Genomic DNA, 13,836 nt, shown 5'->3' on the forward strand with positions numbered 1-13,836 from the left:
AGATTTTTTTATTGACAATTAAGTAGTTTTTGATCGTAGTTTTCTACTGTTTCGCTAAGTCTTATTTGTAGATGCTTAATTTTTTTGAAATTATGATTATATTTTTTCCAAAGCTTTACCATGCCTAAAAATTGATAAAAGACTCTAACTTGTAAAGCGTAATTTGTAGTTTGCTTATGATTTCCAAAAATTATGGAGAATATGGTTATTATATCTTTAGGCGAATTAAAATGTTTTTTGAAATTTTTAAAAGAAAATATTATATAATCGATCCAATAACTTTTTTTTGGTGCGTTTTCTTTTCCAGTAAATATAAATATATCATATGGCCTTATAACATGATAGGCAGGTGCAGATATTTTTATAATATGTATTAATGCATTCCAAGTAAGCCTATCTTGTGATAATGCATGTTCGTAAATAAGTCTTCTGTCATACCATAATTTATGACCTGTTAACCAAATAGCAAGAGAAAGTTCAAGGTCTTCAGATCGAGCAATTTTTCCTTCAGATTCATTGGTAAGAACACGCTCGAACCTACATTTTTTTAATAAACAATAGGCCTTCATATTAATTACAGAGCCTGCTCCCCAAATAAATCGGGATTTTGGATGATAATGTTTGATTTCTCCACTTATTAAACTTTGTTGTCCAACCGCATAATATGTTTTCATACCCGAAAACCAATCGGGTAAATCTAAATGCTTTGCAGGAATGCCTTGCCCTCCCAACATACCGATATCTTCGTTTTTTGACATAATTTCATAGGCTAGTTGTAGATAACTTTTTTCTAGCCAATTATCATCATCACATATAACAACGTATTGGTAATTAGCTATTTCAAGCCCCTTGTCAATGGCATTTTCCTTACCTTTTTTAGGTTCGTTATTTGTTATAAATGCTGTGCTGTTGTTAAGTTTATTCCAAGTTTTTAGAGCCACTTGTAAACTATTATCTGTTGAAGCGTTGTCAATTAGTATTATTTCCCAAGGAATATTATTATCGATTTCTTGAATTGCTAAATGTCTCAATGTTTCAGGAAGGTTTTTAGCTCCATTGTATGTAGATATTAATACTGTTATTCCTTTAGTAAATGACATAAATGAAAGTAATTATATTAATAATATGCATATGGTTCAGTAAAAAATGAAGAACCATTATAATAATATGCTAACGTATTACAAGAATAATTAAACCTTATAGATAATTCTTCTTCCCAAAATTTAATAACATATTGTTTGGCGTTCCTAATGGCTTCATCAAAAGATGTAGAATTTTTCTTTATTAGAGCATAACAAATACGCATAACATTGTTTAGGTTTTCTTTCGACAGTATTTTGTATAACAGTTTGAACCATTCTAAATCATGCTCAATAGATGTTAATGTAGCATCTAGATTATTCTTTTTAATTAGCCTGCCAATAAGGATTTTTGCTATTCCAGAGCCAAACTCTATAATTTGCTTTCTATCGTTAATGATTATATCATTGATAATATGATTTAAACAAAAAGGTCTTAATGAACCTCTAGTGAATGGTATATATGGGTAGTTATATATTAATGTGCCTAAAGAGTTAAAACTAAGTATATCTTCAGAAAAAAATCTATTTAGCTTATACTTATAATTTATTTGACTAAAAGAGTTGGTCAAAAACTGCAAAAGTAAATCGGAATCATTTTCTTCTTTTTGATTGCTCATTTATTATATATTTTAATTACGATTAATTTTTAGAATAAAGACTTTGACTATTTATTTAGAAGAAATTTGTTTTACATAAATACAACTTTTTCTATTTTAGATGATAGAAAACACCAAGTAGTTTGTTGTCTATAAGTAACTTAAATCCAGGGTATCTTTTTAAAAATATTTCTCTAGTTAAATCTGCTTGTCTATGATCGCCACTGCCATCTAATTGGGAGCCAATTTGTTTCATTTGATAAGGGACTGCCGCTATTAGTAAATCACTATGTTCTTTTGCATACGTAATGACATCTTTAGCTCTTTTAATTTTTAAGTGCTCAAGGATATCTCCCATAATTATAATATCATAATGCTCATCATATTTAAAATCAACTATATCACAATGAAAAACATTTTGATACATTTTTTTTAACTCAAATTTTTTAATATATGGTTGATATATTTCAACAGCATCAAAATATTTATATCCTTTTTCCTTTAATAACTTAAAATAAGTTCCTTGTCCCGGACCTACATCAAGAATTTTACTGTTTTTATCAGGGCAAATTTTTTCTATAAAAACAATTGTTTCTTTTTTGCCAAAAGGAAAACTTGTTCCAGAATATCTTGTAATTTCAGAATAATCACTTTTACCTAATCCAAATTTGTTTTTAAAATAACGATTAATTAACGTCCTGCTTTTTTTAATTTGGTAAGCAGTCTCTTTGATCATTTTCATGTAATTTAAAATTTATTTATTGAAGTTTAAAAACTGAACTGATATAATTTAGAGTATTTGTCTTACAATTATAAGAAAAAAAAACTTATAAAATTGATTATACTTTGTGTTTTTTATAATCTTTCAGAGTCATAGAGCCATTTAGAATAAAAAACTTTAAATAGAATAGTTTTATTAGGATATTTAACTTGGTGTTTTAAATATATTATGGTGTGAAAGATTTATTATATTTAGTTATTGACTCAAAAGAGTATTCTAAATTTTAGAGATAAACGTTTTCAAATCAACAGAGTATTTAATTGCAAAAAAAAATAAAGACTTGAGTATTTAATTTTTAACAAAGAACACCTTTTGTTTCGAGTGGTTTTTTATTTTTGCACCATGGCAAATCAAGATGATAAATTTAAGAAGGTAATATCGCATGCAAAGGAGTACGGTTATGTATTTCAAAGTAGTGAGATATACGATGGTTTAAGTGCAGTTTATGACTATGCACAAAACGGCGCAGAATTAAAGAAAAATATACGTGACTATTGGTGGAAAGCCATGGTACAAATGAATGAAAATATAGTGGGTATTGATGCCGCTATATTTATGCATCCAACTACTTGGAAAGCGTCTGGACACGTTGATGCGTTTAATGACCCGTTAATTGATAATAAAGATTCTAAAAAGCGTTATAGAGCCGATGTTTTAATTGAAGACTATTGTGCTAAAATTGAAGCTAAAATAGATAAGGAAGTTAAAAAAGCAGCAAAACGTTTTGGTGAGGCTTTTAATAAAGAAGAATTTCTTGCTACAAACGGACGTGTTGTAGGGTATCAAGAAAAAATAAATACGATACTTTCACGAATGGGGAAATCTTTAGAAAATGAAGATTTAGCCGATGTGAAAGCACTTATTGAAGAGTTAGAAATTGCCGATCCGTTAACAGGAAGTAAAAACTGGACAGATGTTAAGCAATTTAACCTGATGTTTGGTACAAAGCTAGGTGCTTCTGCTGAAACAGCAATGGATTTATATTTACGTCCTGAAACGGCACAAGGTATTTTTGTTAACTTTTTAAATGTACAAAAAACAAGTCGTCAAAAAATTCCGTTTGGTATTGCGCAAACAGGAAAAGCTTTTAGAAATGAAATTGTTGCAAGACAGTTTATTTTTAGAATGCGTGAGTTTGAACAAATGGAAATGCAATTTTTTATTAAACCTGGTACGCAAGTAGAATGGTACAACCATTGGAAAGAAACCAGAATGAAATGGCATTTAAGTTTAGGTATGGGTGCTGATAATTATCGTTTTCATGACCATGAAAAATTAGCGCATTATGCTGATGCTGCTGCCGATATTGAATTTAAATTCCCATTTGGTTTTAAAGAATTAGAAGGGATTCATTCTCGTACCGATTTCGATTTAAAAGCACACGAAGAATATTCAGGAAAGAAATTACAATATTTCGATCATGAAGACAATAAAAGTTACACACCGTATGTGTTAGAAACGTCTATAGGTTTAGATCGTATGTTTTTAGCGGTATTTTCAAATTCTTTACAAGAAGAGGAACTTGAAAATGGAACGACAAGAACGGTTTTAAAATTACCAAGTGTATTAGCACCAGTAAAAGCGGCTATTTTACCATTGGTTAAAAAAGATGGTTTACCAGAAGTAGCTCGTAAAATTATTGATGACCTGAAATGGGATTTCAATGTTGTTTATGATGAAAAAGATGCTGTAGGACGTCGTTATAGAAGGCAAGATGCTAACGGAACACCGTTTTGTATTACTGTAGATCATGATACGTTAACAGATAATATGGTAACTATTCGTCATAGGGATACTATGGAGCAACAACGTGTTAAAATAGAAGATTTAAGAGGTATTATTAAGCAAGAAGTAGATGTGCGTTCTTGGTTAATGAAAATGTAGCTAGCTTAGTTTGTTATGCTGAACTTGTTTCAGTATCTCATAAAAACAAAAATCCCAAACAATGATTGTTTGGGATTTTTGCTATAAATAATAATGTTAATTATATAGTTATTTGTCTGTCAATTTGTTGGTCTAATGAAATAAACGTTTCTGTTCTTGAAACACCAGAAATAGTTTGTATGTCATTATTAAGTAAATGCATTAAATGCGCATTGTCTTTACAAAGTATTTTAATTAAAACATTCCAGTTGCCAGTAGTGTAATGGCACTCTAGTACTTCAGGCACTTTCTTTAGTTGCTTTATAGCTTCAGGGTTTTGTATTGCTTTATCTAAATAAACTCCAATAAAAGCAACAGTTTCGTAGCCTAATATTTTAGGGTTAATAACAAATTTAGAACCAGAAATTAAACCAGATTTTTCAAGTTTACGTAATCTTTGATGAATGGCAGCTCCAGAAATATCAACATTTCTAGCTATTTCTAAAATTGGTATTCTTGCATCTTCCATTAAAGTGCGTAGTATTTTTTTGTCTATACCGTCAATAGTAATAACTTTCGTTTTGGATTTCATGTAATAAATTGTTTTAATTTAGAACACAAAAGTAGTTATTTGATTTTAATTTGAAACTATTTTTTATAATAATGATTATTCGAAGTGTTTTTTTGATTCTAAAGGAATTAAAAAAAGAATAATGTGTTATTAATTATTTAAAGGGTTGTAGCCTAAATACGGAACTTCTTTTTCGTTAAATTTAATGTCAAAAGTTTCGAGTTCTTCTAGTATTGGTTGGTAAATTTCTTTTTTAATAGGGATTTGCACACCTGTAGCTTTAATTTTTCCATTTAAAATTGCAATTGTGGCTATTGCAACTGGCAAACCTACCGTTTTAGCCATAGCAGTATATGTTTGATTTTCACCTACAACAACCATATTAGCATCTATTTGATGTTTTTTACCATCTTTTTCATAGCCAAATTTATGGTACATAACTATCATGTCTTTATCATCTTCAGCAAGTGTCCAGCTATCCATTAATATTTTTTGAAGTATTTGTGCTGGTGTAGCTTTTTTTAATGCGACTCTTTTTTTTGCATTAAAAATATCAAGTTCAACGAGTTTGTCCCAAACAATATCATCTTGATCTATTTTAAGGGCGTGTCTTAATTTTAATTCAACAGAGTCAAAAGGACTATAAGTTAGAAATGCATTTATAAAATCACGGTAACTCATGTTCTCACTATCATCAATAGTATAACTATCATCAGTCATACCAAGTGTTACAAAAATATTCCAAGCTCTACTAAATCCAACACGTCTCATGGTGCCTCTATACAGCGTTTGCACATTTTCTAAACCATAAATACTTTGGTATTTTAAAGAATCTCGATTAGCATAAACTTCAAAACGACCAAAATGCTCTATGTCTAAAAATTCTGTGCGCCTAAATAAACGGTTATAAGGAATGTATTTATAAGTACCTTCTTGTAAAAATTTAGCAGTACCACCTTGTCCTGCAGTTACCACATTTCTTGGGTTCCAAGTAAATTTGTAATTCCATAAGTTGTTATCGCTTTCTGGAGCAACTAAACCCCCTGTAAACGATTCAAATAAAATCATTTTTCCGCCATTGTCTCTAATACGATCTATAACTTGCATAGCACTCATATGGTCTATACCTGGATCTACTCCAATTTCATTCATTAAAACAATACCTTTTGCTATGGCTTCATCATTTAAAGCTTGCATTTCTTTACTAACATAAGAGGCTGTAACCATGTGTTTTCCATATAAAACGCAGTCTTTAGCAACTTCTATGTGAAATCTTGCTGGCAACATAGAAATCACTATGTCAGTGTTTTTAATAGCTTCATTACGTACTTTCTCATTAAATACATCAAATGAAATTGCGGTTGCATTTTTATGATCTGATATGAGTTTTTTAGCATTCTCAATATTTATATCACCAACAGTAATATGAAGGTTTTCAGAAGTTGATTTATCTAATAAATATTTTAAAAGATAAGAAGTAGATTTTCCAGAACCAATGACTAAAATTTTTCGCATATTGAGTTTTGTTGATTAGTTTTGTTAAATATCAATAAGAAATCCGATTATGATTTTATTTTGTGAATTTAATAAATGTATTGGTATTTTGTTGAGAATAATATAATTATTATGAATAAAACTATCTTGATTACAGCAGCAGCTTTAGGTTTAATGAGTATTGTTTTGGGCGCTTTTGGTGCTCACGCTTTAAAAGAATTAATTCCAATTGAAGCCCAAAAAACTTTTGAAACAGGTGTGCGTTACCAAATGTATCATGCGCTATTACTATTATTTATTGGGAATGTGTCAAATGTGCTAGTAAAAGATAAAAAAATCCTATTCTATTTTGTATTGTTAGGTGTAATTTTGTTTTCAGGTTCAATTTATTGTTTAGCAACAAATTCATTGTCAAGTTTCGATTTTAAAACTATAGGTTTTATGACGCCAATAGGTGGTCTGTTTTTAATTATAGCATGGGGCTTGTTGTTTGTGAATTTCTTAAAAATTAAACCTAAAAACAATGTTTCTTAAAGGATAATCTAATATAAATATCATAATTTTGTGATATAATTAAAATAATAGCATAAATATGGAAAACAACAATCAAGTTACTACAACGATTTCGTTAGAAAAGTATGGTATTAAAAATGCGAAGGTTCAATATCAATTGTCTCCTGAACAACTTCATAGCATTGCTATTGAAAAAGGACAAGGTGTTGAGGCATCTTCTGGGGCTTTAGCAGTTAATACGGGTGAATTTACTGGGCGTTCTCCAATGGATCGATTTATTGTAAAAGATGATGTTACAAAAGATCTTATTTGGTGGGGTGATATTAATATTCCGTTTGAAGCAGATGCTTTTGATGTTTTATATAATAAGGTAACAGCTTATCTCTCTGAAAAGGAAGTTTTTGTTAGAGATAGTTTCGCTTGTGCTGATAAAGATTATAAGTTGAATATTCGTGTTATAAACGAATATCCTTGGAGTAACCAGTTTGCATATAATATGTTTCTGCGTCCAACAGAAGATGAACTAAAAGTTTTTGATCCAGAGTGGACCGTTGTTAATGCACCAGGTTTTATGGCGAATCCTGAAGTTGATGGTACGCGTCAACATAATTTTGCGATTTTAAATTTTACTAAAAAAATTGCCTTAATTGGAGGTACAGGTTATACTGGCGAAATTAAGAAAGGTATTTTTTCTGCTTTAAACTTTATATTGCCTGTACTTAAAAATACGTTGCCTATGCACTGTAGTGCCAATGTAGGTAAAGATGGCGATACAGCCATTTTCTTTGGGCTTTCAGGTACAGGAAAAACAACACTGTCTACAGACCCGAATAGAAGTTTAATTGGCGATGATGAACACGGTTGGACTAATGAAAACTCGGTATTTAATTTTGAAGGTGGTTGTTATGCAAAAGTGATTAATTTATCTAGAGATAACGAGCCAGAAATTTATGATGCTATTAAAAAAGGCGCTATTTTAGAAAATGTTATTTTAGATAAAAATGGCCATGTAAATTTTGAAGATACGTCTATAACTCAAAATACAAGAGTAAGTTATCCTATAAATCATATTGAAAATATTAAGGTGCCTTCAATTGGTAAAAACCCTAAAAACATCTTTTTTTTAACAGCAGATGCTTTTGGAGTATTACCTCCAATTTCTAAATTAACACCAAGTCAGGCTGCTTATCATTTTATATCTGGTTATACAGCTAAAGTTGCAGGAACCGAAGCAGGTGTTGTAGAGCCTGTACCTTCTTTTTCAGCTTGTTTTGGTGCGCCTTTTATGCCATTGCATCCTTCTAAATATGCCGAAATGTTAAGCAAGAAAATGACAGAATCTGGTGTTAATGTTTGGTTGGTAAATACAGGTTGGACAGGTGGTTCTTATGGCGTAGGAACTAGAATGAAGCTAAAATATACACGTGCTATGATTAACGCCGTTTTAAATGGCGATTTGGGTTTATATACCTATGATACTTATCATATACATTCTGTTTTTGGAGTTGCGCAACCAAGATCTTGTCCTGGTGTGCCAACTAGTGTTTTAAGTCCGAGAGCCACTTGGAATAACGATGAAGCATATTATAAAACAGCTTTTAAATTGTCCAATGCTTTTCGAGAAAACTTTAAAAAGTTTGAAATGCATTGTAGTGAAGAAATTAGACGTGGCGGCCCGCAACGTTATGCACATTAAAACAAAAAGCCCGATTTTAAATGAAATCGGGCTTTTTAATTATATTTAGAATAAGATTACTTCTTATTAGCTTGTTCAATATATTTTTGTAAAGCCATAGTCATTGAAGGAGTTTCAGGTGTTGGTGCAGCAATATCTACACGCAATCCTTTGTCTTCAACAGCCTTAATAGTAGTGTTTCCAAAAACAGCAATCCTAGTTTCGTTTTGTTTAAAGTCTGGAAAGTTTTTAAATAACGATTCTATTCCAGAAGGGCTAAAAAATACTAATACATCGTAGTATACATCTGCTAAATCTGATAAATCACTTACTACAGTTTTGTAAAATGTTGCTTGTTTCCAATCGACACCTAAAGCATCTAAAGTATTAGGTACTTCCGGCTTTACTTTATCTGTATTTGGCAATAAGAATTTTTCGTCTTTGTATTTTTTTATTAATGGAGATAGTTCCGAAAATGTACGCTTACCAACATAGATTTTGCGTTTTCTGTAAACTACATATTTTTGTAAGTAATAAGCAACTGCTTCAGATTGACAAAAATATTTCATACTATCTGGTACTTTAAAACGCATTTCTTCAGCAATTCTAAAAAAATGATCTACCGCATTTCTACTAGTTAAAATAATAGCAGTGTAATTGTGTAAATCTACTTTTTGTTGTCTAATGTCTTTTGCTGAAACACCTTCAACATGAATAAATGGTCTGAAATCAATTTTAACCTTCTGTTTTTCTTGTAAATCGAAATAAGGAGAGTTCTCAATTTTGGGTTCAGGTTGAGATACTAAAATGGTTTTCACTTTCATAAGCACAAGTAGTTTTGTTCTTTATCTGTCAATAAACACCTTGTATAAAATGATATAAGGTGAGATTTCAAGAGCGCAAAGATACAAAATAAAATAAAAAAAGTTGTTCTTTATTAAACTTTCATTCGATTTAAAGGATGTAATTAGTCCGATTATGTTTACAATTAAAATAAGAATAATGATTATATAAACTAAATTTAATGAGTTTTTAAAACTAAAAAGTAAAAGGGCGTTTAATGGAAGTAATATAAGGCCTAAGTAATTTTTATAACTTATTTTTTGAAAAAGATATGCGTCTATTAATTTATCAATTTCAAAAAGACTTCCTATTAGGCGTTCTAAAAGTACTTTAATTAAAATAAACGAGCCAATGCCAATAGTTAATTTAAAAATTAAATTAGCATCTATATTTTTAACACCTGTTGTGTGTTGATAAAGAATAAAACCAAAAATAGATAATGAAATAATTAAGTTTATAAATAATAAAGCATCAAATGTGTCAAAAAACTTTTGTTCTCTAGAATAAATTTTAAGATACTTAAAATCTCCTATAACAAATAAAAAATCTTCAAAGCGCTTAGGAGCTACTAACTTAGCTACTGCTATAATAACAATACCAAGGAGGATTAGGATAGTAAACAATTCATTTGAAGAAACATCGCGAATCATAGCATAAAATTATTATAAATATTAACAATAACGCTACATTATTAAGGAATATTTAGAAAAAAAAATCTTTTAAATGATGTACATTTGTTGAAAATAATGTGTTTTATCAAGATTAAAGTATGCAAGATACTGTTGCTATCATTCCAACTTACAACGAAATAGAGAATATTGAAGCTATTATTAGAGCAGTTTTATCTAAATCGGAAGCTATACATGTTTTGATTGTTGATGATAATTCTCCAGATTTAACAGCTTTAAAAGTAAAAGAGCTTCAAAATGAATTTGAAGATAGGTTGTTTTTAGAAGTGCGTAAAGAGAAATCAGGATTAGGAACAGCTTATATTCACGGGTTTAAATGGTGTTTAAATAAAAATTATCAATATATTTTTGAAATGGATGCCGATTTTTCACATGACCCTAATGATTTACAAAAGTTATATAATGCTTGTCATATAGATGGGGCCGATTTATCTATAGGTTCTCGATATGTAACAGGAGTTAATGTTGTTAATTGGCCAATGAACCGTGTGTTGATGTCCTATTTAGCATCAAAGTATGTGCGTATTATTACAGGCATGAGAATTCATGATACCACAGCAGGTTTTGTTTGTTATAAAAGAAATGTGCTTGAAACAATAGATTTAAATGCAATTAAGTTTATAGGCTATGCGTTTCAAATAGAAATGAAGTTTAAAGCCTATTTAAAAAAGTTTATAATTAAAGAAGTACCAGTTATATTTACTGATAGAACAAGAGGAGAGTCTAAATTAAGTTCAGGTATTATTTCAGAAGCTATTTTTGGAGTGATATCAATGAAGCTTAAAAGTCTTATTACAAAGTAGAAATTATGAAGAAAAAAACGATTCTAATTAAAAATGTAAACATTGTAAACGAAGGTTCTGTTTTTAATGGCGACATATTAATTGAAGGAGAATATATAAAGGAGATTAACGATTCTATAAGTGCAAAATCTGCCGATGTACATGTTATTGATGCCGAAGGTAAATATTTATTACCAGGAGCAATTGATGATCAGGTGCATTTTAGAGAGCCAGGTTTAACTCATAAAGCAAATATAGAAACAGAATCTAGAGCAGCCATTGCAGGAGGTATAACGTCGTTTATAGAAATGCCAAATACCAATCCGCAAACTACTACAGTTGAAAAACTAGAAGAAAAGTTTGAAATTGCCTCTAAAACATCGTTTGCCAATTATTCGTTTATGTTTGGTGGAACGAACGATAATTTAGAAGAGATTTTGAAAGTAGACCCAAAAGCGGTCGCTGGTTTAAAATTGTTTTTAGGGTCTTCTACAGGGAATATGTTGGTTGATGATCCAGAAATATTAGAAAAAATATTTAAAAGTACCAATATGGTTATTTCGGTGCATTGTGAAGACGAAGCAACCATAAAAAAGAATTTTCAAGAACATTTAGACAAATATGGTGATGATATTCCTGTAAAATATCATCCAATTATAAGAAGTGAAGAGGCTTGTTACTTGTCATCTTCAAAAGCTATAGAATTGGCAAAGAAAACAGGTGCAAGATTACATGTTTTTCATCTTTCAACCGGAAAGGAAACGAATTTGTTTAATAATAATATTCCTTTAAAAGATAAAAAGATAACTGCCGAAGTTTGTATACATCATTTGTGGTTTAGCGATAAAGATTATGATGAAAAAGGAACACTTATTAAATGGAATCCTGCAGTAAAAACAGAAAAAGATAGAGACCAATTATGGGAGGCTTTATTAGACGATAGAATAGATGTTATTGCAACAGACCATGCACCACATACTATTGAGGAAAAAAATAATGTTTATACAAGTGCGCCTTCTGGAGGGCCATTAGTACAACATGCTATACCTGCAATGTTAGAAATGTATCATAAAGGAAAAATTTCTTTAGAAAAAATAGTAGAAAAAATGTGTCATAACCCAGCTATATTATTTCAAGTAGAGAAAAGAGGTTATATAAAAGAAGGTTATTTTGCCGATTTGATTTTAGTAGATTTGAATAACCCATGGACTGTTACAAAAGATAATATTCTTTATAAATGTGGATGGTCGCCTTTTGAAGCTACAACCTTTAAATCTAGAATTACACATACATTTTTAAATGGTGCATTAGTATATCAAAATGCTAAGGTTTCTGATGTAAAGGCTGCTAAACGATTAACTTTTAATAGATGATTTTAAAACGATTCATATTAGGTTTTACAATTCTTTTATTAGCTACAGCTTGTTACCAATTTAAAACACCAGATAAGCCAAAAAACTTAATTTCTAAAGGCAAAATGGTTGATGTTCTTATTGATGTTAAATTGTTAGCATCTGCAAATAATAAAAACAGAAAAGTATTGAGGGATTCTGGTATTAATCGTAGCACCTATGTTTTTGAAAAACATAATATTGATAGTTTGCAGTTTGCTTTAAGTAATGATTATTATGCGTTTCATATTAAAGAATATCAAGAGATTTATGAAAAAGTAAAAGATAGTTTGGAGGAACTAAAAAAGATTTATGAAGACTTAGAGTTGAAAGAAGAAGAAGAGAAAAAAGTAAAAGATTCTTTGGATGCTTTGATGAAAGTTAAAGCTTTAGATTCTATAACAAACATTAGTGTTAAAGATTCTTTAAGATTAATAATGAAAAAGGATTCTTTAAAAGAAATTCTTTTGGAAAAGAAATTTAAAGTTGAAGAAAAGCTTATTTCTCCTGTTTCAAGTAAAGATTCCCAATCTCAGTAATACTTTTGTTGATATCTTTAAAAGTATAATCAATAGTTGTTTTTATTTTATTGCTATTGTAATTAGTTTCAGAACATAGTGAATATGCAATTTGTTTTGTTAACTGTCTGCGTTTACCAGTTACTTTACTTTTTAACCAATCTAGTTTCCAAGCTATTTTTAATAAGTTTTTTGAAGCTGTTTTTTTAGGCATATTTGCATTAACAGATTTTGCTAAGGTTTGTAAAAACTGTTTGTAAGTCCAATTTTCGGCAACTAAAATAAAACGTTCGTTTACAATATCACTTTTTAAAAGTTGTATCATAATGGCGGTAACATCTTCAATAGCAACAAGTCCAATAGTTCCCGAAGTATAATATTTTAAACCTTTATGCGCTTTTTTAAATAAGCTACCACTTCCGTAATGCCAAATACCAGGGCCTAAAATAACACCAGGATTTACAATAACAGCGTTAAGACCTTCTTGTGTAGCCCGCCAAACTTCCATTTCGGCACCATATTTTGTTATAGCATAAACGCTATTGTCTACTTCTGGGTTCCATTCTGTTTTTTCAGTAATAGGCGCATTGTTTAAAGTGTTTCCAATAGTAGCTATAGAACTTACATAACACAATTTTTTAATATTATTTGAAATGCAAAAATTAACAATATTAGCAGTGCCTTCAATATTGGTTCGTCTTAAAATCTGGTATTTATCTGGTTCAAAAGACACAAATGCTGCACAATGATATACATAAGTAATATCCTTAAAAGCATCAGATAAAGAAGGGATGTCTAAAATATCGGCTTCTACCCATTCAATAGAATTAAAAAGAGTCTCATAATCTGTAGTATAGCTAGAAAATACATTTTTAACATGATTTAGTTTATGCTTGCTTCTGTAAATAGCTCTAACTTTTTCTTTGTTAAAAGCTAATTTATAGAGTAAATGTGCGCCAACTAAACCTGTACTTCCTGTTACTAAAATCATGCAACTAAAGTAATAAATAATGATTATGCATTAGTAATTCTATACGT

The 13,836-nt window shown here is 29.9% G+C and carries 14 protein-coding genes; 6 read left to right on the plus strand and 8 right to left on the minus strand.

The features are described from left to right. Positions 1-8 precede the first annotated feature (8 nt). From ACH5TW_RS11410 to ACH5TW_RS11420, 3 genes are all read right to left on the minus strand, one after another. Positions 9-1,100, minus strand: a complete 1,092-nt coding sequence (locus tag ACH5TW_RS11410; protein ID WP_439336634.1) for a glycosyltransferase — start codon at positions 1,098-1,100, stop codon at positions 9-11. A gap of 17 nt (positions 1,101-1,117) precedes the next feature. Beyond that, positions 1,118-1,699, minus strand: coding sequence for a hypothetical protein (locus ACH5TW_RS11415; RefSeq protein ID WP_439336635.1), 582 nt, complete (start codon positions 1,697-1,699; stop codon positions 1,118-1,120). A gap of 91 nt (positions 1,700-1,790) precedes the next feature. Continuing rightward, positions 1,791-2,420 carry a class I SAM-dependent methyltransferase gene (locus ACH5TW_RS11420; protein ID WP_439336636.1) on the minus strand — a complete coding sequence of 210 codons (630 nt, stop codon included), beginning with the start codon at positions 2,418-2,420 and terminating at the stop codon, positions 1,791-1,793. 381 nt (positions 2,421-2,801) lie between these two features. Between ACH5TW_RS11420 and ACH5TW_RS11425 the strand changes: the two genes are divergently transcribed. Further along, the gene (locus tag ACH5TW_RS11425; RefSeq protein ID WP_439336637.1) at positions 2,802-4,343 is read left to right on the plus strand and encodes a glycine--tRNA ligase; all 1,542 of its coding nucleotides are present in this window, start codon (positions 2,802-2,804) and stop codon (positions 4,341-4,343) included. A gap of 100 nt (positions 4,344-4,443) precedes the next feature. Here the strand turns inward: ACH5TW_RS11425 and ACH5TW_RS11430 are convergent, their stop codons facing one another. Both ACH5TW_RS11430 and ACH5TW_RS11435 read right to left on the minus strand, forming a co-directional pair. Continuing rightward, on the minus strand, positions 4,444-4,914 hold the full coding sequence (locus ACH5TW_RS11430) for an Lrp/AsnC ligand binding domain-containing protein (protein ID WP_439336638.1): 471 nt from the start codon (positions 4,912-4,914) through the stop codon (positions 4,444-4,446). Between the two features lie 129 nt (positions 4,915-5,043). Further along, positions 5,044-6,408 carry a saccharopine dehydrogenase family protein gene (locus ACH5TW_RS11435; protein ID WP_439336639.1) on the minus strand — a complete coding sequence of 455 codons (1,365 nt, stop codon included), beginning with the start codon at positions 6,406-6,408 and terminating at the stop codon, positions 5,044-5,046. A 111-nt stretch (positions 6,409-6,519) separates the two neighbouring features. On the opposite strand from ACH5TW_RS11435, the gene ACH5TW_RS11440 reads away from it, so the two are divergent. Together ACH5TW_RS11440 and pckA are read left to right on the plus strand one after the other, a co-directional pair. Next, on the plus strand, positions 6,520-6,921 hold the full coding sequence (locus ACH5TW_RS11440) for a DUF423 domain-containing protein (RefSeq protein WP_439336640.1): 402 nt from the start codon (positions 6,520-6,522) through the stop codon (positions 6,919-6,921). 58 nt (positions 6,922-6,979) lie between these two features. Continuing rightward, positions 6,980-8,596 carry a phosphoenolpyruvate carboxykinase (ATP) gene (pckA, locus tag ACH5TW_RS11445; protein ID WP_439336641.1) on the plus strand — a complete coding sequence of 539 codons (1,617 nt, stop codon included), beginning with the start codon at positions 6,980-6,982 and terminating at the stop codon, positions 8,594-8,596. Between the two features lie 56 nt (positions 8,597-8,652). Here the strand turns inward: pckA and ACH5TW_RS11450 are convergent, their stop codons facing one another. After that, positions 8,653-9,399: a uroporphyrinogen-III synthase gene (locus ACH5TW_RS11450; protein ID WP_439336642.1), complete on the minus strand. Its 747-nt coding sequence runs from the start codon at positions 9,397-9,399 to the stop codon at positions 8,653-8,655. 21 nt (positions 9,400-9,420) lie between these two features. Further along, on the minus strand, positions 9,421-10,068 hold the full coding sequence (locus tag ACH5TW_RS11455; RefSeq protein WP_439336643.1) for a DUF4271 domain-containing protein: 648 nt from the start codon (positions 10,066-10,068) through the stop codon (positions 9,421-9,423). A gap of 119 nt (positions 10,069-10,187) precedes the next feature. Here ACH5TW_RS11455 and ACH5TW_RS11460 point away from each other — a divergent pair, with 119 nt between their 5' ends. Genes ACH5TW_RS11460 through ACH5TW_RS11470 form a run of 3 tightly spaced genes read left to right on the plus strand, consistent with a single transcriptional unit; the run spans position 10,188 to position 12,819 of the window. Next, positions 10,188-10,910, plus strand: coding sequence for a polyprenol monophosphomannose synthase (locus tag ACH5TW_RS11460; protein WP_439336644.1), 723 nt, complete (start codon positions 10,188-10,190; stop codon positions 10,908-10,910). A gap of 5 nt (positions 10,911-10,915) precedes the next feature. Then, on the plus strand, positions 10,916-12,262 hold the full coding sequence (locus tag ACH5TW_RS11465; RefSeq protein WP_439336645.1) for a dihydroorotase: 1,347 nt from the start codon (positions 10,916-10,918) through the stop codon (positions 12,260-12,262). Continuing rightward, positions 12,259-12,819: a DUF4296 domain-containing protein gene (locus ACH5TW_RS11470; RefSeq protein WP_439336646.1), complete on the plus strand. Its 561-nt coding sequence runs from the start codon at positions 12,259-12,261 to the stop codon at positions 12,817-12,819. Before ACH5TW_RS11465 ends, ACH5TW_RS11470 begins: the two co-directional genes overlap by 4 nt. On the opposite strand, the gene ACH5TW_RS11475 is transcribed toward ACH5TW_RS11470, so the two are convergent. Next, complete coding sequence (locus tag ACH5TW_RS11475) at positions 12,779-13,789, minus strand: NAD-dependent epimerase/dehydratase family protein (protein WP_439336647.1); 1,011 nt, start codon at positions 13,787-13,789, stop codon at positions 12,779-12,781. The genes ACH5TW_RS11470 and ACH5TW_RS11475 overlap by 41 nt on opposite strands. Positions 13,790-13,836: the final 47 nt, after the last annotated feature.

The sequence above is a fragment of the Thalassobellus sediminis genome, from assembly GCF_044386045.1.
In the GTDB taxonomy this organism is placed as follows: domain Bacteria; phylum Bacteroidota; class Bacteroidia; order Flavobacteriales; family Flavobacteriaceae; genus Thalassobellus; species Thalassobellus sediminis.

Excerpts from the sequence above, each read along its gene's own strand:
- ACH5TW_RS11410 (WP_439336634.1), bottom strand. The coding sequence starts at position 1,100 with ATGTCATTTACTAAAGGAATAACAGTATTAATATCTACATACAATGGA.
- ACH5TW_RS11415 (WP_439336635.1), bottom strand. The coding sequence starts at position 1,699 with ATGAGCAATCAAAAAGAAGAAAATGATTCCGATTTACTTTTGCAGTTT.
- ACH5TW_RS11420 (WP_439336636.1), bottom strand. The coding sequence starts at position 2,420 with ATGAAAATGATCAAAGAGACTGCTTACCAAATTAAAAAAAGCAGGACG.
- ACH5TW_RS11425 (WP_439336637.1), top strand. The coding sequence starts at position 2,802 with ATGGCAAATCAAGATGATAAATTTAAGAAGGTAATATCGCATGCAAAG.
- ACH5TW_RS11430 (WP_439336638.1), bottom strand. The coding sequence starts at position 4,914 with ATGAAATCCAAAACGAAAGTTATTACTATTGACGGTATAGACAAAAAA.
- ACH5TW_RS11435 (WP_439336639.1), bottom strand. The coding sequence starts at position 6,408 with ATGCGAAAAATTTTAGTCATTGGTTCTGGAAAATCTACTTCTTATCTT.
- ACH5TW_RS11440 (WP_439336640.1), top strand. The coding sequence starts at position 6,520 with ATGAATAAAACTATCTTGATTACAGCAGCAGCTTTAGGTTTAATGAGT.
- pckA (WP_439336641.1), top strand. The coding sequence starts at position 6,980 with ATGGAAAACAACAATCAAGTTACTACAACGATTTCGTTAGAAAAGTAT.
- ACH5TW_RS11450 (WP_439336642.1), bottom strand. The coding sequence starts at position 9,399 with ATGAAAGTGAAAACCATTTTAGTATCTCAACCTGAACCCAAAATTGAG.
- ACH5TW_RS11455 (WP_439336643.1), bottom strand. The coding sequence starts at position 10,068 with ATGATTCGCGATGTTTCTTCAAATGAATTGTTTACTATCCTAATCCTC.
- ACH5TW_RS11460 (WP_439336644.1), top strand. The coding sequence starts at position 10,188 with ATGCAAGATACTGTTGCTATCATTCCAACTTACAACGAAATAGAGAAT.
- ACH5TW_RS11465 (WP_439336645.1), top strand. The coding sequence starts at position 10,916 with ATGAAGAAAAAAACGATTCTAATTAAAAATGTAAACATTGTAAACGAA.
- ACH5TW_RS11470 (WP_439336646.1), top strand. The coding sequence starts at position 12,259 with ATGATTTTAAAACGATTCATATTAGGTTTTACAATTCTTTTATTAGCT.
- ACH5TW_RS11475 (WP_439336647.1), bottom strand. The coding sequence starts at position 13,789 with ATGATTTTAGTAACAGGAAGTACAGGTTTAGTTGGCGCACATTTACTC.